Source organism: Pontibacterium granulatum, from assembly GCF_029961155.1.
GTDB lineage: Bacteria > Pseudomonadota > Gammaproteobacteria > Pseudomonadales > Balneatricaceae > Pontibacterium > Pontibacterium granulatum.
The window spans coordinates 146,871-168,668 of record NZ_JASBRH010000001.1; the positions used below are offsets into that span (position 1 = coordinate 146,871).

Below are 21,798 nucleotides of genomic sequence, written 5' to 3' on the forward strand. Positions count from 1 at the left end.
ACCAACTCGCGTTGATGCGCCTTACGAAGTGACTAACTCAGGCTATTAGTGAGCGTGAGCAGTACCTGCGCCGCGAGGGATACGCAGATCTTCTACGATACTCTGCATCTCTTCGGATGGCGGAGGAGTCACTTGAGCAACGACTACCGCTACGATGAAGTGCAGGATCATACCAACAGTACCGAAACCACCTGGGGAGATACCCATGAAGTAGTCTGCGGAGCTGCCGCCACCGAATACGAAGTACCACATGTAGCCAACAGTAGAGATCAGACCTACCAGCATACCTGCGATCGCACCCTGAGTGTTCATGCGCTTGTAGAAGATACCCAGCATCAGAGTCGGGAATACGGACGCACATGCGATACCGAATGCCAACGCAACCACCTGAGCTACGAAGCCTGGAGGGTTGATACCGAAGTAACCAGCGATACAGATCGCTACGATTGCCGCCAGACGTGCGTACATCAACTCCTGCTTATCAGAAATATTCGGGTTGATTGTCTTCTTCATCAAGTCATGCGAGATCGCTGTGGAGATTACCAGCAGCAGACCCGCCGCAGTAGACAATGCTGCTGCAACCGCACCTGCAGCCACCAGAGCGATTACCCATGCAGGCAGATTCGCGATCTCTGGGTTAGCCAGTACCATGATGTCACGGTCAACATATACTTCGTTGGCGAATGGCTGTTTGCTTGCGTCGAAAGAAGCATCAGTCTTAGCGTTGGAGGTCATACGCTGACCCTCTTCGCCACGCTCTTCGATGAACGCCGGCTTGCCTTTCGCACCATCAAACGCAGCACCTGCAGCGTACTGTACTTTGCCGTCGCCATTGCGATCGTTCCACGCCAGCAGACCCGCATTTTCCCAGTTCTTGAACCAACCCGGCATCTCAGCGTAAGCAGTACCGGCGTTATCCGGACCGTTTACTTCCTGGATCAGGTTTACACGACCGAAACCAGCAACACCAGGAACTGCAGTGTACAGCAGCGCGATGAAGATCAGCGCCCAACCACCGGTAGTACGCGCATCTTTTACACGAGGTACTGTGAAGAAACGTACAATTACGTGTGGCAGACCTGCGGTACCGCACATCAGTGCAACGGTCAAGAAGAAGATATCCACGGTGGATTTCTTACCTGCGGTGTACTGAGAGAAGCCCAGATCAATCGACAGCTGGTCAAGCGTCGCCAGTACAGACTGACCGCTTTCCAGTGTTGCACCCAGACCCAGCTGAGGCAGGAAGTGACCGGTAATCTGTGCAGACAGGAAGAATGCTGGAACGGTAAACGCCAGGATCAGTACACAGTACTGTGCAACCTGAGTGTAGGTAATACCTTTCATACCACCCAGCACAGCGTAGAAGAATACAATCGCCATACCTACGACTACACCGGTGTTGATGTCAACGTGCAGGTATCGGGAGAATACGATACCAACACCACGCATCTGACCAGCTACGTAAGTGAAGGAGATTACGATCGTACAAACGACTGCGATGGTACGCGCAAGGTTTGAACCGTAACGGTCGCCCACGAAATCAGGCACGGTGAACTTACCGAATTTACGCAGGTAAGGAGCCAACAGCAGCGCCAGCAGTACGTATCCACCGGTCCAGCCCATCAGGTAAGCGGAACCATCACGGCCGATGAAAGAGATCAGACCCGCCAGGGAGATAAAGGATGCTGCAGACATCCAGTCTGCTGCGGTCGCCATACCGTTCGCAATGGGAGGTACACCACCGCCTGCAACGTAGAATTCTTTGGTAGATCCTGCGCGCGCCCAGATCGCAATACCGATATAAAGCGCGAATGATCCACCAATGAAGAGGTAAGTAAGTAAATCGAGACTCATAACAATGCCGTCCTTAATAAATTATTTTTATTTTTGTTATTCGTGAACGTCATATTTTTCGTCGAGCTTGTTCATGGACGAAACGTACATCCAGATCAAGATAACGAAGACGAAGATAGAACCCTGCTGACCAAACCAGAAACCCAGTGGGAATCCGAAGAACTGGATAGCATCCAACTGATCAGCAAAAAGGATACCGCAGCCGTAGGAGACTACGAACCAAACGGAAAGATAGGAGACGATTATGCGCAAGTTTTCTTTCCAATACGCTTGCGCCTGTTCAGGGCTGATAGACATTGCACCATCCTTATTTTTTTTATGAATTAGGTGGAACTAAAGACAGGATAGAGACTAGCAGAGCGTTGCCCAGTTCAAAGCCCGACTTTGGTCTGATAGGAATGCTTGATTCCTAAAGCAATTTATCGGCCACCCCGCTAAATTCAAGGGCTACAGCCAAATCTAAAAACACCTTTGCGTTCAACGCTCTATACAAAGGTATAAGACGAGATTGGGCTTATTTAACAGAAGGAGTACACTACGGAAGGTGCGAACAATTCCTGTAGGCACTTAGCATGCCCGTTGGGTACTGGCTTTCGGGAAGGTTCACAATCAAGGAAGCGCTTTGCAGGAATGTTGCAACCTTGCAAAAAGCGCTGATACCGAGTGTGAAGTTTCCCGATATCCCCACAGGGCTTATTCACACCTTCCTATCTTTCCTGGACATTTCAAGGAGCAGGCACGCCATGTTGTCAGGCTGGACGGTTATCATGATTTCGCTCGCTTACGTCGGGCTACTGTTCGCCATCGCCTATTATGGAGATAAAGCCCCTACTCCGAACAGAATTGGCAAGCAGGTTATCTACTCGCTGTCACTTGCCGTTTACTGCTCTTCCTGGACGTTTTATGGTGCGGTTGGACGTGCCTCCACCAGCGGCTGGGAGTTCCTCGCCACCTATCTGGGTCCAATCCTGGTATTTATGTTCGGCTGGCAGGTGATCGAGAAGATCGTCCTGATCAGCAAACAGCAAAACATCACCTCCATCTCGGACTTTATCTCGTCCCGCTACGGTAAGAGCCAGTTGCTCGCGGTCCTGGTAACCCTAATAGCGGTACTGGGCACGATTCCTTATATTGCGATGCAGCTTAAAGCGGTCGCCATCAGCTTCAGCGCAATCACGGCAGGAAGCGAAACCTCACTCGGAAAAGGCAGTGATACCGCACTGTTTGTCGCTATGCTGATGGCCGTGTTCGCCATTCTGTTTGGTACCCGCCATATCGATGCCACCGAACACCATGAAGGCCTTGTATTAGCGGTCGCCTTTGAATCGATCATCAAGCTGACCGCCTTTATCGCGGTGGGCGTCTTTGTGACCTACGAGATCTTCGACGGACCGGCCCCGTTGATAACAAGCATTGGTGAGCAGCTGGATCAGAACCAGAATTTCCAGTCATTACTGCAGGACAGTTTCCTGGTCGAGACGATACTCGCCTGTGCTGCCGTCATCTGCCTGCCACGGCAGTTTCAGGTCACCATCGTAGAGACCACCGACATCGACAACCTCAAGCTGGCTCGCTGGCTGTTTCCGCTCTATATGGCCCTGTTGGCATTCTTCGTATTACCGATCTCCACCGCGGGCCTCTCCTACTTCGATGAATACAGCGCAGTGGACGCTGATACCTTTGTACTGATGCTGCCGTTAGCCGAGGGCCAGTTTAACCTGGCCACCTTTGCCTTTATCGGCGGGCTGTCCGCCGCAACCAGCATGGTTATCGTAGCCGCTATCGCCTTGGCAACCATGGTGTGCAACGACATCATTATGCCGATGCTGTTCCGCATCTCCTGGCTAAACCTTTCCCAGAGCAAAGACCTCGGCGCACTGCTGCTCAAAGTCCGTCGCGTCACCATCATGTGCCTGATGCTGCTGGCTTACTTCTACTACCGTATTCTCGGCGACCAAGGCTCACTGGCATCCTTTGGTCTGCTGGCCTTTGTTGCAGCAATCCAGTTCCTGCCTGCGATTATTGGCGGCCTGTACTGGAAAACCGGCTCACGCAACGGTGTGTTCATCGGCATGAGCACAGGTTTCCTGCTGTGGCTGTACACCTTGGTGATCCCAACCCTGATGGAAGGTGGGCTGATCGGCGATCACTTCCTCGAAAACGGCTTACTGTCCGTGAGCTGGCTGAAACCAACTGCCCTGTTTGGCCTGGATCACCTTGATCCGTTGACCCACGGTGTGTTTTGGAGCCTCTCTGCCAACATCGCGCTCTACATTCTGGTGTCGCGTTACAGCTCCCGCCGCCTGGTAGATCGCATCCAGGCCAGCGCCTTTGTGGATATCTACAACAAGGCCCTGCCGGAAACGTCACGCCATTACGAGCACGTGACCGTGGGTGACCTGCAGATGCTGACCGAGCGCTTCCTCGGTATCAGTCGTACCCAGCACTCTTTTACCGGCTTTGCCCTGCAACGGGGCGAAGAACCGCCCCTATCCGGCGACAAGGCCACCCCGGAACTGATCCAATTCACCGAGCGCCTGCTCGCCGGTGTGATTGGTGCATCCTCTGCCCGCATCGTCCTCGCCTCTATCCTGCAGGGGCGGGATATGCAGATTGGGGACGTGGTAACCATCGTAGACGAAGCTTCGCAGGCACTGCGCTTTAACCGCTCCCTGCTGCAATCCACCATCGAGAACATCAGCCTGGGCATAAGCGTAGTGGACCAGCAGATGCGCCTTGTCGCCTGGAACCGACCATACGTGGAGATGTTCGACTACCCCGAAGGCCTGATCTGTGTCGGGCGCCCGATCGAGGAGGTATTCCGTCACAACGCAATCAAGGGCGAATACGGCCCCGGGGATATCGAGACCCAGGTAAAAAAACGCCTGGAAGTGCTGCGCTCCAGCCAGCCGCACAGCTACGAGCGTTTTCGCCCGGATGGCACCGTGCTCGATGTACGCGGCAACCCGATGCCAAACGGGGGTTACGTTAACACCTACATGGACATCACCGACCATAAACAGATTGAAGAAGCGCTGCGTGAGAGTGAGCAGAATATCCGTATCTATACCGACAACGTTCCGGTACTGATCGCCTATCTGGACCCCAACCGGCGTTACCTATTCGTCAACAAGGCGTACGCCCGCACCTTTGGTCTGGACCGGCACAATATCTCCGGCCAACCCTGCTACAAAGTATTGCCTGACGACGAATACGAGTTGCGCACCCCGTACATCAGGGAAGTCCTCAGTGGCAAGCGTCAGCGCTTTGAAACCATGCTCCCCACCAAGGACGACAGCATCCGTTATGCCGAAGTGACCTACATACCGCATATCGGCGAATACGGTGACGTTCTGGGTTACTTCACCCTCTACCAGGACATTACTGAACGCCGCCTGGCCGAGCAGGCCCTGCAGGAAACCAACGAAACACTGGAGCAGCGCGTCAAAGAGCGAACCCACGCCCTGTCGGTGGTAAACAAAGAGTTGCGCAAGGAAAACACCATCCGCGCCCTGATGGAAGATGAGCTTCGCCAAGCAAAATCCGATGCGGACGCGGCCAACCTGGGCAAAACACGCTTCCTTGCGGCAGCCAGTCATGACCTGCTGCAACCCCTGAACGCCGCCCGCCTGTTCTCATCAGCCCTGGCTCAACAGAGCCACAGCGACGAGACCCGTCAATTAGTTGACAACCTGGACGGCTCCCTTAAAGCTGCCGAAGAGCTGATTACCGCCATTCTGGATATCTCCAAACTGGATGCCGGCGCACTGGAACCGTCCATTACCGATTTCTCGGTGGATGACCTGTTCAGCAACCTGAGCACCGAGTTCACCGCGATGGCCTCGGACAAGTCGCTCAAATTCCGCTGCCACCCCTGCAATCTGGTGGTGCGCTCCGATCAGAAATTGCTGCGCCGCATACTGCAAAACTTCCTTTCGAACGCGATTCGGTACACTCAGCAGGGCGGTATCTTGCTGGGTTGCCGCAAGCGAGGCAACAAGTTGCGTTTTGAGGTCTGGGATACCGGTGTTGGAATCCCGCAAAACAAGTTGAAAGAGGTGTTTGAGGAGTTCCGCCGCATCGATAACCCCAAACACTCTCAGGTGCAAGGGCTGGGGCTGGGGCTGGCGATCACCGAACGTATCGCCCGCATGCTGGAGCATCGTCTGCAAGTCCGTTCGTGGCCAACCAAAGGCACAGTCTTCAGCGTTGAAGTACCACTAGGTGAAGCCAAACAGGCCGTGAAGCAGAAACCGGAGAACCGCGGCTGGATCCGCAGCAAAGGCCTGAACGGCGTCCGGGTACTGGTGATCGATAACGAACCAAAGATCCTGGAAGGCATGAGCGCCCTGCTCGGCGGTTGGTCTTGTGAGGTTGCAGTGGCGATCTCTGGTAACGAAGCCATCGCCCGGATCCAGGAGGCGCACTTCGAACCGGATATCATCCTGGCCGACTATCACCTCTCAGAGACCGATACCGGTGTACGAGCACTTGCAGAGATTCGCACGCTGACCGAACGTGACATTCCCGCTGTTGTGATCACCGCCGACCGCACGGAAGAGGTAAAAGCCGAGATCGAAGCCTGCGGCGCACAGCTGCTGACCAAGCCCATTAGACCGGCTGCACTGCGCGCTATTATCAACAAGATGATTGCCAACGCCCGCGCAATGGCCACCGAATAAGTCGGAAATACAGACAATAAAAAAGGTGCCACTGGCACCTTTTTTATTAATCGATGACTCTCACCCCTTTCGAGTGAATTCAGCCTCAGACTTATTCTACGTCGGTCTTGGGTGGTTCAACGCCGAGACGCTGCGCTGCAATCACCGCCTGGGTACGGCTGTGAACGCCCAGCTTACGCAGGATTGCGGTCACATGCGCTTTAATTGTCGCTTCGGAGACATTCAACTCGTAGGCAATCTGCTTGTTAAGCAGACCTTCGGTCAGCATGGTCAGAACACGGAACTGCTGAGGCGTTAAAGCAGCCAGCGCAGCGGCAAACTTCTGATCCTCTTCGCTCACGTCACCCAGATTGTCAGCAACCTCCTGCGGCAACCACTCTTCACCTTCGAGTACAGCTTTAATTGCGTCGGAGATGGTTTCCAGCGGTGCGGACTTAGGAATAAAGCCTGACGCACCGTAATCGATCGCACGTTTCATCACATGCGGCTCTTCGCTACCGGACACCACAACAACCGGAATCCCCGGGTTTTGACCACGCAGGAATACCAAGCCGGAGAAACCATTGGTACCTGGCATGTGGATATCCAACAACACCAGATCTGCATCAGGATTCTGATCTACTGCTTCCTGCACTGCCGCCAGAGAGTCGGCCTCTACAGTTGCAACACCCGGCACCGCCTGTGCCACTGCCTGCTTCAGCGCTGCACGAAACAGCGGATGATCGTCAGCAATAATAATTTTTTGTGCGAGCTGCATGCGTTCACTACCCCCCTCTCACACCAGTTAAGGTGCAAGTTCCTGTACTGCAACCTAATCCTGGCTCAATCATACCACCGATAATACAAAAACTCCCACCAGGCAAAACCCGGCGGGAGCATTAGGAAGGTGCGAACAAGTCCTGTTAGCACTCTGGCTTTCGGGAAGGTTCACAATCAAGGAAGCACTTTGCAGTAAGGTTGTAACCTTGCAAAAAGTGCTGACACCGAGTGTGGATCTTCCCGAAAGCCCCGCAGGGCAAGCCCTTAAGCCCGCATCTGCGGTGTTGCAGTTTTTGTTAAGGACTTGGCCATTAACGGCAAACTGCACCTTGCATCTACAGACTTAAGGGCTTGCAGAGCACAAACAGGACTTATTCGTACCTTCCTTTATCAGGCTAGCAGAACTTGCCGGATATTACTTACGGTTCATGCGGTTTTCGATCAGATCGTCAACCACGGATGGATCTGCCAGAGTGGAGGTATCACCCAGAGAACCAAAGTCATCCTCAGCGATCTTGCGCAGGATTCGGCGCATGATCTTACCGGACCGGGTCTTCGGCATGCCTGGCGCAAACTGAATCAGGTCTGGCGATGCGATTGGACCGATCTCGCTGCGTACCCAAGTGCGCAGCTCTTTCAGCAGCTCATCGGACTGCTCGTAGCCAGCCTGCAGGGTCACGTACACATAGATACCCTGACCTTTCACATCGTGTGGATAACCAACTACTGCCGACTCAGCCACTGCTGGATGAGCAACCAGTGCAGATTCAATCTCCGCCGTACCCATGCGGTGACCGGATACGTTGATTACGTCGTCGACACGACCAGTGATCCAGTAGTATCCATCTTCGTCACGACGCGCGCCGTCACCGGTGGTGTACACACCTTTGTAAGTAGAGAAGTAAGTCTGGATAAAGCGCTCGTGGTCACCCCAGATTGAACGGCTCTGACCCGGCCAGGAGTCTTTCAGGACCAGGTTACCGTCGGTCGCACCTTCCAGTTCGTTACCTTCCGCATCCAGCAGCGCTGGCTGTACACCGAAAAACGGACGGGTTGCAGAACCTGGCTTGGCATCCGTTGCACCAGGCAAAGGCAGGATCATCATGCCGCCTGTTTCTGTCTGCCACCAGGTATCAACGATCGGGCAGCGCCCCTGGCCAACTACGCGGTGGTACCATTCCCATGCTTCCGGGTTGATCGGCTCACCGACAGAACCCAGGATACGCAGAGAGGACAGATCAGAATCTCCCAGAACATCTTCGCCCTGCTGCATCAGCGCGCGGATTGCAGTTGGCGCAGTGTAGAACTGGTTAACTTTGTGTTTTTCAATTACGCGACCGAAGCGGCTGTTGTCCGGGTAGCTTGGTACACCTTCGAACATCAGGGAGGTCGCACCGTTTGCCAGCGGACCGTATACGATGTAGCTGTGGCCGGTTACCCAACCTACGTCCGCAGTACACCAGTAGATGTCACCGTCTTTATAGTCGAACGCGTATTCGTGGGTCATGGATGCATACACCATGTAACCACCGGTGGTGTGCTTCAGGCCTTTTGGCGCGCCAGTAGAACCGGAGGTGTACAGGATAAACATCGGTGCTTCTGCTTCCATCTCTTCAGGAGCACACTCAGCAGAAGCTTCAGCAACGATATCTTCGTACCAGACGTCAACGTCGCTGTTCCATTCAACTTCGTCTTCTACACGCTTAACAACAATTACGCTGTCTACACATGCTTTCGCAGCTTCGTGAGTCAGCGCCTTGTCTACGTTCGCTTTCAGCGGTACAGACTTACCTGCACGCAGCGAGTAGTTGGAGGTGACAACAACCTTAGACTTCGCGCCTTCGATACGCGCGGCCAGTGCTTCAGGAGAGAAACCACCAAATACGATAGAGTGAACTGCACCGATACGGGTACATGCCAGCATCGCCACAGCTGCTTCAGGGATCATCGGCATGTAAAGCGTAACCACATCACCCTTTTCAACGCCCTGTGCTTTCAACGCATTGGCAAACTTACATACGCGCTCGTACAGGTCTCGGTAAGTGATATTTTCAGATTCGCTTGGGTCATCACCTTCCCAGATGATTGCAACTTGGTCACCACGGGTTTCCAGATGACGGTCCAGACAGTTGTAGGACGCATTCAACGTACCGTCTTCGTACCAGCGAATATCAACGTTGTGCGGGTCAAAAGAGGTGTTTTTAACCTTGGTGTACGGTTTGAACCAATCCAGTCGCTTACCCGCTTCGCCCCAGAATGCATCCGGGTCGTTGATGGATTGCTCGTACATCGCCAAATATTTTTCGTTGTTGATGTGAGCTTCCGCAGCCAGTTCAGGAGAAACTGGATATACCTTTTCTTCACTCATCGTGATGCCCTTAGCTGTATATTGTTTTAATTCTTGGAATCCGTTCGCCCTGATTGGACCTGATCAAAACTGTCAGGTCCTTATACTTCTTATTGGGAGGCGTTTCGTGTGTCCGTTAACTGGTAAGTTTTATACCCGCCCGGCACTCAACGTCTGAATTAGACATTGGTCTATCCGACCTAAGACATTGGTCTTGGGTGGATTTTTACACTGCTGTTTCCCTCTGGTGCAAGGTCTGCGAACAGCGCTGATCATGCAACGAAAAGACGGCTTAAACGATATATCTGACAATTTTAACGGGTGCATCTAAAGGCAACACTATCGCACCGATATTCACGCCTATTTTCGCAACAAGGCTTCCAGATCCAGACCAGCCTCTCTCATCTTCGCCAGTTTGTAACGTAATGTACGTGGACTAATCCCCAGATTCTCAGCAGCGGTTTTACGACTGCCGCCGGTGGCTTTCAATGCATCGATAATCAGCTGGAACTCATGCTGCTGCATCCCTGTCTCCAGCTGACTGGCGTCTTCGGCCTCGACGGCGGGAGCCACCGGATCGATCTGATCACAAAGATCCGTCGCCATGGTATCTGGGTTGAGCAACAGGTCTGCTGCACTGATCGCCGTTCCCGCCTGCATGATCAGGGCGCGCTGTACAACGTTATCCAATTCACGCACATTACCCGGCCAACCGTGCTGACTCAGCGCGTCTTTGGCATCCGGGCTAAACAGCGCGGGCGGTCGATTCATTTTAGAACAGTATTTCGCCAACAAACGTTCAGCCAGCGGCACAATGTCAGCGCGGCGTTCACGCAACGGTTTCCACTGCAATGGAAATACATTGAGGCGGTAATACAGGTCTTCGCGGAACTTACCGTCGGCGACGTAGGTTTCCAGCTTGCGGTTACTGGTTGCGAGGACACGCACATCCAACTTGATCAGCTTACGGCTACCCAGGCGCTCCACCTCCTGCTCCTGCAGCACACGCAGCAGTTTCGCCTGCAATCCCTGATCCATCTCGCTGATCTCATCCAGCAATAGGGTGCCACCATTGGCCTGCTCAAACTTGCCCGGTGTTGCCGCATAGGCGCCGGTGAATGCCCCTTTTTCATAACCGAACAGCGTGGCCTCCAACATGTTTTCCGGAATTGCAGCACAGTTGATTGCCACGAACGGTGCACTGAGACGCGAGGAGTGCCGGTGGATGTATTGCGCCAGTACCTCTTTACCAGTACCGGACTCACCGGTGATCATCACGGTCGAGTCGCTAGCAGCCACACGGCGTGCCAACTGGAACAGCTGCTTACTGCTGGTTTCTTCGGCCACCGGCTCCTCAGCCTCGTCTGCACGGAGTGCACCTTGTGCATAACGGCGCACCGCTTCAACCAGCGCCTGCGCCTCAAAAGGCTTCATCAGATAATCCACAGCCCCGGCACGGATCGCATCCACCGCTTTATGCACCTGACCAAACGCGGTAATCAGCATAACGGGCAATCCCGGTTGCTGTTGTTTAATGCGCTCCAGCAGCTCATGACCGTCAATCCCTGGCATGTTGACGTCGGTCACGACCATCTCGACATGGGTATCGGCCAGCAGCTTGAGCGCGGCCTCGCCACTCTCGGCAGCGACATAGTCAAAACCTGCCAGCTCCAGCGTGTCGCACAGCGCTTCGCGCAACGCATTGTCATCTTCAACGATCAGAATTCGAGCCGTCATACCTTTTCCGTACTACCTAAAAAACACGTGGTGGATTAATTCGCCGTTCTGATCGGCATACTGATGGATGCGGTTGTGCCCCTGCCCAGCTCAGACTGCAGTTCAAACCGGCCGTGGTGCGCCATTGCAACAACCTGAGCGACGGCCAGACCAAGACCGGTGCCATGCGATTTGGTGGTGTAAAACGGCTCCATCGCCCGCTGCAGAGTCGCCGGGTCCATTCCCGGCCCCTGATCCTGCACCCGAATACAAAGATCATTCGCTACCCGGTCCAGCGTCAGTACCAACTCAGCACCTTCGCCACAGGCCTGCAGCGCGTTATCCACAAGGTTGACCAGCGCGCCTAGCAGCGCGTCTTTATTGCACTGAATCTGCACCCCCGCCGCGTTGTTGGTGCAATCGCAATCCGCATCAAAGGAGGTCAGCGGCACATCAAGTTGATCTTCAATCTCACTGAGTAGCTGCTCAGCGCTCAGTTGGTCGTCCAGACGTGTTTCAGCGCGTGCAAACACCAGCATGTCACGCACCTGCTTTTCCAGATGCGTGAGCCGGGACTTCACTTTAGCTGTGAATTTTGAGCGCTGCTCAAGCGACAGGTCTGTGCGTGACAAATGGTCCGTGTAAAGCAACGCCGCAGAAAGCGGTGTACGAATCTGATGCGCAAGCGAGGCCATCATCCGCCCCATCTCGGACAAGCGCTGATAATGGGACAGGCGTTCCTGCAGAAGGCGGGTTTCGGTCATATTGCTCAGCAGGACCAGTTGCCCAGGCTCTTTGTCCATCGCCCTTGTCGCCAGACTGACACGACGTCCATCTTTCAGGGAAACTTCATGGCCGTCGTCACTGCGAGGAGCGAAACTACGCTGGATCACTGCCAGCCAGCTTTCGCCTTTCAGCGGCGAACCCAGCAGTTCCAGTGCCGCAGGGTTGCAATCAGAGATCACACCGTCACCACCGATCTGGATCACACCTGCGGGCAGCAGATCCAGCAACTGCCTCATTTTTGACGCCAGACGATTAGACTCGTCCGACTCGGCCTGCTGTTCAGCAGCTAACTGTGCCTTGAGTCGACACACTTCCTGCTCAAGCTCAGCCACTCGCGCCTGTGACGCGGCTAACTTATCCATTACTTATTACTTCCGTTGCATACCGTACTTGCGCATTTTTTCCACCAGCGTCGTACGGCGTACCTGTAACTTGTCAGCGGCTCTGGCGACAACCCCTTCACAACTGGAAAGCGCCTGATCAATCAAAGCGCGTTCCTGCTGCTCAAGATACTCTTTTAAATTGATGCCACTCTCGGGCAACACACACCCATCTGAGCTGGCCACCACGGCCTGTACCGGAGGTGATCCGAAGTCCACAGCAGCCTGCGCATCCGCCTGATAACGCGCCGGATCGGGTTCTTCGATATGCTGAAATTTAGCCGGCAGTTCGGATACACCCACCACGCCATCGGGGTACATAATCACCAGCCGTTCGACCAGATTGGAGAGCTCCCGCACATTGCCCGGCCATGGGTGCAGCTGCAACGATTTAATGGCGCTGGTATGGAAAATGACCTTTCCCAGACCTTGCTCGTCTGTACGGCGCACCATCTCCTCGAGCAGGACAGGAATATCTTCGATACGCTCCCGTAGCGGCGTCATTTCGATAGGGAAAACATTCAGGCGAAAATAGAGGTCCTCCCGAAACTCGTTAGATTCGATCATCGCCTCAAGGTTCTTATGGGTCGCAGCAATGATGCGCACATCGGCATCCAATGTTTTCGTGCCGCCGACACGTTCGTACTTGCGCTCCTGAATCACGCGCAGGATTTTCACCTGCATATTGAGTGGCATATCACCAATCTCATCCAGAAACAGCGTGCCCCCCTGCGCAAGCTCAAAACGTCCTGGACGACTACTTACAGCGCCGGTAAATGCCCCTTTTTCGTGCCCGAACAGTTCACTTTCAAGCAACTCCGCCGGGATCGCGCCACAATTAATAGGCACAAACGGCCCATTCCGACGAGCAGAGTGATCATGTAGATCCCTTGCGACAACCTCTTTACCGGTCCCCGACTCGCCGGTAATCAGGACGCTGACATCCCGCATGGCAACTTTGTTGATCATAGCGCGTACTTGAACCACGGCGTTGGATATACCGAGCACACTGCTATCTTTAAGGTTTGTGTTGTGTGGCACAGTATACTGCTGGCAGTACACCTGCGCTTTGTGAAGAAGGTTGGTCAATTCCCCGTGGCTAAACTCAGGGGATAACTCACCAATGATCATCTTTTTGTGCTCTTTCGGCAGAGCCCCCACCTCATCCCTTGATAGTCCACAGAGCACAACCGGAAGCCCTGCGTTATCCTCCGCCAGCTGCACCAACATTCGATCAACCGCGATCGGCGTCTGGCACTTACCGAGGATCAGCAGGGGAAAATCAATATTCTTCAGTTGACCTGAACTCTGCAGCCACTGAGGATAGTCAAACATTCTCAGGGGAAGCTTCAGAAAGCTCACACAGGTCGGCAGGTAGTTATCCCCACCGTCATCAACAAAGACCAGATTGAACGTTGTTGGCGTCATCTCAGAACAAAAGCGTCAAAAAAACCATTGAAGGAAGTATTTCAGGAACGGGAAGAATGTCAACTTTTTGGCGCACTTATCGATAAAGGCTTTCCCATTTCCGCCGATATCCCTAGTATCGATAGAGAAGCGTCTCGGATAACTGTGTTAGCATCCCGAGACATGTGAGCATGAGCGAGACCAACAAATGTGCAAGGTCTCGTGGCTTTGGATTTACCTATTCATCAGGTTAAATAATGAATATTGACGAAAAAACCTTTCAAGTCCTCGCTCAACAATTACAGCAGCAAATACAATCGCTGTTTATGAAGAACATCCGTTTTTTTCAATCCAAAGCACCAGAATTAGCAAACCGCTTCCAGAAGCATAACGCACAGAAGATCAGACTCCACCTCACGACGGATGGATATCTGAATCTGGTCAATAGCACGCTGAATAACAAGCCGGTTTACGCATACGATCCACAGCAGTTTTGCCAAGATTATGTTGATCAGTTTGCCAAAACGCCTCGCACCTATAAGATCAACTTCAAAGCAAAGAACATTCTGGACGAAGAAAACGTCACTTATGTTTCCATTGCCAACCGTTGTCACGCCTTGTTAGGCAAATTACCAGACCGCCTAAAAGCGCTACCCCTGGAAGACACAACCAACACAATGATCCTTAACGGGATCGGCATGGGATACCTGATTCCGCAGCTACTTGACGTCACGGACATTCGGAATCTGATCATCCTTGAACCACACGATGATATTTTTCATGCGTCTTTGCATATTCTGGACTGGGAACAGGTATTTGCTCACTTTGAACAACCAGACCACTCTATCAAGCTGATCGTAGGGCAAACACCTCGCAACAGCATGGATGAGCTGCGCAAGCACTTCTACCGCATCGGCCCGCACCACCTGATCAATGCTTACCATATAGAACATCTCAGCAGTAAAGAGATGCAAGATATCATATCCCGTTTCATCGAAAGCGCCCGATTGGATTTCCTACCCAATGGCTATTTCGATGACGAACAGGTTAGTCTTGCTCATACAGTGCATAACTGGCGCTCACAAATACCTCCATTAAGAGAGTACTCCCCCCTCAACAATAAATACCTCGATACACCGGTATTCCTCGTTGGCAACGGTCCATCTCTGGATGAGGCCAAGGAGGTATTGATCGAGAATCAGGACAAAGCAATTATTGTTTCCTGCGGTACAACGCTTGGCTCATTGAAAAAGATGGGCATTAAACCTGACATACACATTGAAATGGAGCGCACGCGCCCGGTCGTCGAGTGGATTTCGGCAGCAACCGATGAGGAATACCGTAAGGGCATATTGCTTTTGGCACTGAATACGGTTCATCCTCAGGTATTCGACATGTTCGATATCCGCGGCATGGGAATGAAAGCAAATGACCTCGGGACTCACTTCTTCAGTCGCTATATTGCCGAGGGAAATAGCGCGATCAATCTGGCATTCTGCAACCCCACCGTAGGCAACGCCGGTATGGCTTTCAGCGTTGCGCTGGGCTTTAAAAACATCTACATGTTTGGCCTTGATCTGGGCTTCAGCTCTGGAGAGCAACACCACTCCCAGCTCAGCACCCATTACAATATGGATGAAAAACACCAAAAAGGCCTTCATCTATATTCCGCTAAAGACGATGGCAACAGCATTGCACCCGGTAATTTCGGTGGTTCTGTCGTCACCACGCACGTTTACCTTGCAGCGAAAGGTTCATTTGAACGACAGATCCGGGCAATCCCTAATCTCAACTGCCACAATTCCAGCAACGGTATTTGGATCGAAGGCGCAACACCGACCCCTCTGGAAGAGATCAATCTGGATCAGGTCATAAAAGACAAAAACGGGCTGATTAAGGCGCTCTACCAACAGCACTTTTACACAGACGGCATTAGACCGATGGAAAACAATGCGACAGTCTGCGCAATGTTCAAGCCGCTAACCAAAGCCCTTAACGCCATGAAGGCACTGCTGCAAACGCCCCAGTCGAACTGGGACCAAGCACAGCTATCCATCAACACATTGCACAAGCTTTTGCTTTCACTTGGGCTTAATAATGACTCCCAATACTGTTACACCTTGATCAAAGGCAGCATCTACGGCTTTAACATTTTCCTGCAACGCGCTCTGTATTATGGAAACAACAAAACGGAAGCATTGGGATATTACAACAACGTGCGAGAACTGTTTCTTGAGTTCGTAACACTCTGCCAAGATAAGGCTGATAACGAACTGCTCACCCTGGATGCCAAAACCCGCAACCTGGATCAAAAAGTAAAAAGGTAAGAGATATGCTCCAGCCAAGCATTCTGGCAATTATTCCTGCCCGTGGTGGCTCCAAAGGAATTCCTCACAAAAACGTTAAATCCATGGCAGGAAAACCTTTGATTGGCTGGACAATCGAACACGCTACTCGATGCCCTCTGATTAACCGAACTATCGTTTCCACAGACAGCCACGAAATTGCCAGCGTTGCACGAGAGTTTGGAGCAGAAATCCCATTTATCCGCCCCTCGGTCTTGGCGGAAGACACAACGGCTACAGAGCCTGTGATTATTCATGCGCTTGACTGGCTCAAAAGTGAAGAGGGTTATATTCCGGACCTGGTAGTGCTGCTCCAATGCACATCACCCATCAGGCAGGCCAATGCGTTAGCAACAGCTATCCAATCCTTTCTGGAGGGCGGGTATGACTCGATGGTTAGCACAGCTCCATTCTGGCATTTCTTGTGGCGAGATGAACAGCACCCCAAGGCCCTTTACAACTATCAGAATCGTCCTCGCAGACAAGATATTCCGGCTACCGACATTAAGTACCGTGAGAATGGTTCAATCTACATCACGAAAACAGAGATTTACCGTAGCCAAAACAATCGGCTTGGCGGCAATATTGGCATGTTTATCATGAGCGAAGAAGAAAGCTACGAGATAGACACGCCAGTAGACTGGTACGTTAACGAAGCAATACTCACCAATATGCGGGAGCAGTACTCTTGATCATTCTGCGCAAAATTTCCGATTTTATCGTCTACGAATATGAATCCGTATTTCGTGCGCTTGAGAAGATCAACCAGAACAAGAATCGCATTGTTTTTGTCGTTTCCAGCTCTGGACAACTCGTAGGATCGTTCACAGATGGTGACTTCCGACGCTGGCTGATCAACACAGAGGAGTTTGATCTTAAACAAGAGATAAGTCCGCTGGTTCACGATACCGTTCACAGCCTGCCGGTCGATTCCCCCCGCACCCAGATCGAGCAGAGCTTTACGGGTCCGATCTCCGTTCTGCCTTTGCTGGACGATTCTGGAAGGCCTGTAGCGATAGCGCTGAAAGGCAAAAAAGGGATCTCGTTCGGGGAACACCACATACACGAAACCAGCCCTGCATTCATCATTGCGGAAATAGGTAACAACCATAACGGCGACTTGGAACTGGCGAAGCGCTTGGTACGCCTTGCCAGTGAAGCTGGAGCAGATTGTGTGAAGTTCCAGATGCGCAGCATGGAATCGCTCTATAAACCATCCGCCAGCGGCTCATCCGACCTTGGCGCCGAGTACACACTAGACCTGCTTAAACGCTTTCAACTCTCTGACGAAGAGCTGTTCGACGCGTTCGAGTACTGCAAATCGCTGGGTATGATGCCCCTTTGCACCCCATGGGATAGCGAATCTCTACGCAAGCTGGAAGCATACGGCATGGAAGCCTATAAAGTAGCTTCCGCAGACCTTACGAATGACAAACTATTAAAAGAACTTGCAGCAACCGGAAAGCCCCTCATCTGCTCAACAGGTATGTCGAAAGAGTCAGAAATTCAACATGCAATCGACCTGCTGCGCAACAGCGGATCAGAATTTGCCATCCTGCACTGTAATTCCACATACCCAACACCATTTAAAGATATCAACCTCAACTATCTGAAAAGACTGAAAGAGATTTCAGGCTCAATCATCGGCTACTCAGGTCATGAGCGAGGCATCGCTATTCCAGTCGCTGCCGTCGCAATGGGCGCGAAGATAATTGAAAAGCACTTTACGATCGACAAAGAGATGGAAGGCAATGACCACAAAGTGTCGTTACTCCCAGATGAGTTTGCGTGCATGGTGTCACAAATACGTGAGCTGGAATCAGCGTTAGGCAGCGACAATACCCGTTCTATGTCTCAAGGCGAAATGATGAACCGGGAAATTCTTGCCAAAAGCCTGATCGCCAAGCAACCGATCAGGAAGGGTATGACGATCAATCGGGACATGCTGGATATCAAAAGTCCGGGGCAAGGCCTACAACCTTGCTATCTGGAACAGTTGGTCGGTCTGAGTTGCAAACGCGACATGGAGCCCGGAGACTACTTTTATGATTCTGACCTGATCAGCGCAGACCTTTCACCTAAAGCATTCTCCTTCAGCCGCCCCTTTGGGATTCCCGTCCGTTATCACGACTACGGTAAGCTCATTGAAAAATCAAACATGGACTTTGTAGAGTTCCACCTGAGTTATCAGGACATGGATGTGGATGCCCATTCGATTCTACCCTTACGGGAAGACGGACACGGCTTTGCGGTACATGCGCCCGAATTGTTCAAGGGCGATCACATCATGGATCTATCCAGTACAGACACGGACTATTGGCGACATTCGATCAATGAACTGCAACGCGTAATTAACATCGCCCGCTCGTTAAAATCAATTTTTCCCCAAAGCCAACGCCCATTTATCATCATTAATGCGGGCGGCTTCAACAGCGCTGGTTTCCTGCCTAAAGATAAGCTACCAGCCATGTATGACCGCGTAGCCGAGGCGTTGCGCAAGGTGGACCAAGAGGGTGTAGAAGTCATCATCCAGACGATGCCGCCATTCCCGTGGCATTTTGGAGGCCAAAGCTATCACAACCTATTCGTATCACCTGATGAAATTCGCGAATTCTGCACAAAGCACAATGTACGCGTTTGTTTTGACGTATCACACTCAATGATGGCCTGTAACTACTACGACTGGGACCTGATCGAGTTCACAAAAGCGATCGGTTCATGCATCGCATACTGCCACATTGTTGATGCCAAAGGCGTGGACGGTGAAGGTATTCAGATTGGTCAGGGGGATGTGGATTTCAGAGCACTGTCAGAAACCCTGCAACAATGTGCACCACACGCTATGTTTATCCCTGAGGTCTGGCAAGGCCACAAGAATAACGGCGAAGGATTCTGGCAAGCCCTACACTTTCTTGAAAAGTACTTTTAAGTTAAGCCCCACCTATGGAAATCGGCGCGTCAGACTCATTCACGCCTGGCGCGCTGATTCGCTAGCGTTTTACGGCGCTCAGCACCAACGTATCCGTCATATCTAGTTTCCGCAACATCGCCTCGTATGCGCTGTCGAGTGGTGCGTCTCTCATAAAGTCTAAAGTGATATGCCCACCAGGCGTTCCGTTTGCCAGCCAGTTCAGGTGGTTGGCAACCGGATAACGCTGCACACCTTCAACCACAATATTGGAAAATCCAACTTTTCGCACCAGGGTTTCAAGCGTGTATCGCGTGTACAGCACAAGATGCTCACTCCAGAATGTAAAGTCTTTAAATGCCGGCAGATCAAATTGCCTGATCAACACATCAGATGCGTGAGGCACTTCGACGACAAGACGCCCACCTGCTGTTAATCGATCAAAGCACTGCTTGAGTACCTCTTCCGGGTATTCGATGTGCTCCAGTACGTGAAACAACGTTATGACGTCAACACCATCAACATCCACCTCTTCCAGACGCCTGAAGGTCTCGTATCCCAGCTGCTTGAGCGTGCTGGATGCATTCTCCTGTGGCTCCACTGCAGCTGCGCGTTTCGCCAAGGGGGCCAACAGGTCTAACATCGCCCCGGATCCGGCACCAACATCAAGCCAAGACTTGCCCCGTATAAGATTCGTGAACCGATCGCGACGCCGTAAGCTATCATCGTTGGTATTAACGATGGCACGCTTATCCATACCATAGCGATGGGTGGGAGGCTTCTGATCGTAATGGGACATATCCATATGCCCGGTATCTGACAAAAAATCATTCCTGTTTTTAAACATCGATAAACAGAAATATTTTCGTTATCACGCGTACGATCATGTATCTTCTCGAGCTGTTCGTAGTCACATAGCCCATAGTCACAAAACAGCGCGAAGATAGGATTGTTGATTATCAAGCTGCCCTTTTGCACTACAACATCCCCTTCAATACGGTGATGAACTGCGCCATCTGACGGTCGAGCAACTCCCTAAGCTCGATATTCTCCTGAATGACACGATTAGAATCCGACTTGAAACTTTCCACCAAACTCTCAATATGCTGCACGAAATCAGGTCGTTTTACATCCACTGAGCGCCGGCACAAACCCAATTCCTTATACAGGTCTGCAATTTTAGGTGAGCTTGATAAGCCAATCGTAGGCACACCCATAGCCATGGCGCACACATTAGTGTGAAATCGCATCCCCATCACAAGCGAGCACTTCTGGTACAAGCTAAAGAGCTGATCCGCCCCCTGCCATCCATGCAGATAAGGCGCGACGGTAATTCTGTCGCGACAAAGGCGATCATCCATATACTCCAGCAACTCACCGATGGCTGAAAGATCTTTATAGATATGAGGAAACAGTACCAATTGAAGGTGCGCGGACCTCTCCAACTCCAGCGACAAAAATGCAGCGTAGCGTTGCAGAAAACCGCTCCAGCTCAGTGAATTATCACTATCTTCAGGGAAGCGTACGTCCTTCATATCTGAAGCGACGTTTATTCCCCAGTAAGTAACATCGTGCTTTGCCTCAAGCAGATTCAATGAACTCTGAGGGCGATAGAAAAAGGCGCCGTCCGGGACCACCAGAATACGGTCTGCCGATTGATTACCATAACAGGCCAGATAGTTCTGGAAAGAACCATCGTTTCTGAATGTCATCAGCGTACCTGGGCGTTTCTGCAGTCGCTCACTAAACCTCAGGAAGCGTTCCAGACAGATGTCGGGACAGGGCTTATACGTGTCAAAGCCAACGCCAAAAAATACAACCGGGGATTGAATCTTTTCCAGCACCGCATCTGCCAGATCAATCGTCGTACCGGTGGAAGATTCCGTTAGCCATGGTTCAAAGAAATTTCCGCCGCCGATAACAACCAAGTCATGCTCATTTGCCAAGCTTGCAAAGTCGTCATCGAACCGCCAACGGTCGTGCCCCGTGTAGATTCGATAACACTTACGAATCTCGAGTTCGGTAATCTCATGGGGAAGAGGAAAGGCCTGCGCCAAGCAGGCCCGAAGCCCTTGATGATTTGCATTGTCGCCAACATTACCGACAAAACTAGCCACATGGAGAATTTTCACAATTTATCTCACACGCAAATAACTGAGGGCTAATTACAGCAAGGTGACTTAATTTTTATGCTCGTCAGGCATGCCACTCCAGCCCTGTTTAATCTGGAGCAGAAGGTTCATAACTTCCTGAACTTTTTCGGCGCTATTCTCTCGGTTTGCAAGCAGGAGTGTGCGATTCATATAGTCGTACAATGATTCCAGGTTGGCCGCAACCTCCCCGCCTTTTTCGAAATCCAAAGAGCCTCGTAAACCGACGATAATCTCGTTTGCCTTGTTGAAATGCCGAGTACGATCTTCGACTACGCCGCGCTCGATTGCACCTTTCGCTTTCGCCATTGCGCCAAGAGCACCATCAATCAACATTTCAATCAATTTATGTGGCGAGGCGGTCTCAGCTGTCGCACGCAGATCGACATTTTGATACTGCTTCAATGCATTCAGATTAACACTCATTGATACCGATCCAACTAAGTTATGAAAATTAAAGCGTG

The 21,798-nt window shown here is 51.9% G+C and carries 14 protein-coding genes; 4 read left to right on the forward strand and 10 right to left on the reverse strand.

Annotation, left to right across the window (positions count from 1 at the left end; genetic code table 11):
• Positions 1-45 precede the first annotated feature (45 nt).
• Together QKW35_RS00750 and QKW35_RS00755 are read right to left on the reverse strand one after the other, a co-directional pair.
• On the reverse strand, positions 46-1,854 hold the full coding sequence (locus tag QKW35_RS00750; protein WP_282350162.1) for a sodium:solute symporter family protein: 1,809 nt from the start codon (positions 1,852-1,854) through the stop codon (positions 46-48).
• A 36-nt stretch (positions 1,855-1,890) separates the two neighbouring features.
• The gene (locus QKW35_RS00755) at positions 1,891-2,151 is read right to left on the reverse strand and encodes a DUF4212 domain-containing protein (RefSeq protein WP_282350163.1); all 261 of its coding nucleotides are present in this window, start codon (positions 2,149-2,151) and stop codon (positions 1,891-1,893) included.
• Between the two features lie 446 nt (positions 2,152-2,597).
• On the opposite strand from QKW35_RS00755, the gene QKW35_RS00760 reads away from it, so the two are divergent.
• Positions 2,598-6,536, forward strand: coding sequence for a hybrid sensor histidine kinase/response regulator (locus QKW35_RS00760; RefSeq protein WP_282350164.1), 3,939 nt, complete (start codon positions 2,598-2,600; stop codon positions 6,534-6,536).
• Between the two features lie 91 nt (positions 6,537-6,627).
• On the opposite strand, the gene QKW35_RS00765 is transcribed toward QKW35_RS00760, so the two are convergent.
• From QKW35_RS00765 to QKW35_RS00785, 5 genes are all read right to left on the reverse strand, one after another.
• Entirely contained in the window at positions 6,628-7,293 is a 666-nt protein-coding gene (locus tag QKW35_RS00765; RefSeq protein ID WP_282350165.1) for a response regulator transcription factor, read from the reverse strand.
• Between the two features lie 417 nt (positions 7,294-7,710).
• Positions 7,711-9,663, reverse strand: coding sequence for an acetate--CoA ligase (gene acs / locus QKW35_RS00770; RefSeq protein ID WP_282350166.1), 1,953 nt, complete (start codon positions 9,661-9,663; stop codon positions 7,711-7,713).
• Positions 9,664-10,002: 339 nt separating this feature from the next.
• Positions 10,003-11,379 carry a sigma-54-dependent transcriptional regulator gene (locus tag QKW35_RS00775; protein WP_282350167.1) on the reverse strand — a complete coding sequence of 459 codons (1,377 nt, stop codon included), beginning with the start codon at positions 11,377-11,379 and terminating at the stop codon, positions 10,003-10,005.
• A gap of 35 nt (positions 11,380-11,414) precedes the next feature.
• Positions 11,415-12,506: a sensor histidine kinase gene (locus QKW35_RS00780; protein WP_282350169.1), complete on the reverse strand. Its 1,092-nt coding sequence runs from the start codon at positions 12,504-12,506 to the stop codon at positions 11,415-11,417.
• A gap of 6 nt (positions 12,507-12,512) precedes the next feature.
• Positions 12,513-13,952 carry a sigma-54 interaction domain-containing protein gene (locus QKW35_RS00785; RefSeq protein WP_282350171.1) on the reverse strand — a complete coding sequence of 480 codons (1,440 nt, stop codon included), beginning with the start codon at positions 13,950-13,952 and terminating at the stop codon, positions 12,513-12,515.
• A 236-nt stretch (positions 13,953-14,188) separates the two neighbouring features.
• Here QKW35_RS00785 and QKW35_RS00790 point away from each other — a divergent pair, with 236 nt between their 5' ends.
• The 3 genes from QKW35_RS00790 to QKW35_RS00800 are packed head-to-tail and all read left to right on the forward strand — an operon-like array spanning position 14,189 to position 19,205.
• Entirely contained in the window at positions 14,189-16,258 is a 2,070-nt protein-coding gene (locus QKW35_RS00790) for a motility associated factor glycosyltransferase family protein (protein ID WP_282350172.1), read from the forward strand.
• A gap of 5 nt (positions 16,259-16,263) precedes the next feature.
• A complete protein-coding gene (locus tag QKW35_RS00795; RefSeq protein WP_282350173.1) occupies positions 16,264-16,968 on the forward strand; it encodes an acylneuraminate cytidylyltransferase family protein in 705 nt (234 codons plus the stop codon).
• Positions 16,965-19,205 carry an N-acetylneuraminate synthase family protein gene (locus tag QKW35_RS00800; protein ID WP_282350174.1) on the forward strand — a complete coding sequence of 747 codons (2,241 nt, stop codon included), beginning with the start codon at positions 16,965-16,967 and terminating at the stop codon, positions 19,203-19,205. The genes QKW35_RS00795 and QKW35_RS00800 overlap by 4 nt, the downstream gene beginning before the upstream one ends.
• Positions 19,206-19,266: 61 nt before the next feature.
• On the opposite strand, the gene QKW35_RS00805 is transcribed toward QKW35_RS00800, so the two are convergent.
• The 3 genes from QKW35_RS00805 to fliS form a co-directional block, all read right to left on the reverse strand.
• Positions 19,267-19,983, reverse strand: a complete 717-nt coding sequence (locus QKW35_RS00805; RefSeq protein ID WP_282350175.1) for a class I SAM-dependent methyltransferase — start codon at positions 19,981-19,983, stop codon at positions 19,267-19,269.
• A gap of 178 nt (positions 19,984-20,161) precedes the next feature.
• Complete coding sequence (locus QKW35_RS00810; RefSeq protein WP_282350176.1) at positions 20,162-21,316, reverse strand: polysaccharide pyruvyl transferase family protein; 1,155 nt, start codon at positions 21,314-21,316, stop codon at positions 20,162-20,164.
• 48 nt (positions 21,317-21,364) lie between these two features.
• The gene (gene fliS / locus QKW35_RS00815; protein ID WP_282350177.1) at positions 21,365-21,760 is read right to left on the reverse strand and encodes a flagellar export chaperone FliS; all 396 of its coding nucleotides are present in this window, start codon (positions 21,758-21,760) and stop codon (positions 21,365-21,367) included.
• Positions 21,761-21,798: the final 38 nt, after the last annotated feature.

What these genes read in the sequence shown, in the direction of transcription:
- QKW35_RS00750 (WP_282350162.1), bottom strand. Translation starts at nt 1,854, where the DNA reads ATGAGTCTCGATTTACTTACTTACCTCTTCATTGGTGGATCATTCGCG.
- QKW35_RS00755 (WP_282350163.1), bottom strand. Translation starts at nt 2,151, where the DNA reads ATGTCTATCAGCCCTGAACAGGCGCAAGCGTATTGGAAAGAAAACTTG.
- QKW35_RS00760 (WP_282350164.1), top strand. Translation starts at nt 2,598, where the DNA reads ATGTTGTCAGGCTGGACGGTTATCATGATTTCGCTCGCTTACGTCGGG.
- QKW35_RS00765 (WP_282350165.1), bottom strand. Translation starts at nt 7,293, where the DNA reads ATGCAGCTCGCACAAAAAATTATTATTGCTGACGATCATCCGCTGTTT.
- acs (WP_282350166.1), bottom strand. Translation starts at nt 9,663, where the DNA reads ATGAGTGAAGAAAAGGTATATCCAGTTTCTCCTGAACTGGCTGCGGAA.
- QKW35_RS00775 (WP_282350167.1), bottom strand. Translation starts at nt 11,379, where the DNA reads ATGACGGCTCGAATTCTGATCGTTGAAGATGACAATGCGTTGCGCGAA.
- QKW35_RS00780 (WP_282350169.1), bottom strand. Translation starts at nt 12,506, where the DNA reads ATGGATAAGTTAGCCGCGTCACAGGCGCGAGTGGCTGAGCTTGAGCAG.
- QKW35_RS00785 (WP_282350171.1), bottom strand. Translation starts at nt 13,952, where the DNA reads ATGACGCCAACAACGTTCAATCTGGTCTTTGTTGATGACGGTGGGGAT.
- QKW35_RS00790 (WP_282350172.1), top strand. Translation starts at nt 14,189, where the DNA reads ATGAATATTGACGAAAAAACCTTTCAAGTCCTCGCTCAACAATTACAG.
- QKW35_RS00795 (WP_282350173.1), top strand. Translation starts at nt 16,264, where the DNA reads ATGCTCCAGCCAAGCATTCTGGCAATTATTCCTGCCCGTGGTGGCTCC.
- QKW35_RS00805 (WP_282350175.1), bottom strand. Translation starts at nt 19,983, where the DNA reads ATGTCCCATTACGATCAGAAGCCTCCCACCCATCGCTATGGTATGGAT.
- fliS (WP_282350177.1), bottom strand. Translation starts at nt 21,760, where the DNA reads ATGAGTGTTAATCTGAATGCATTGAAGCAGTATCAAAATGTCGATCTG.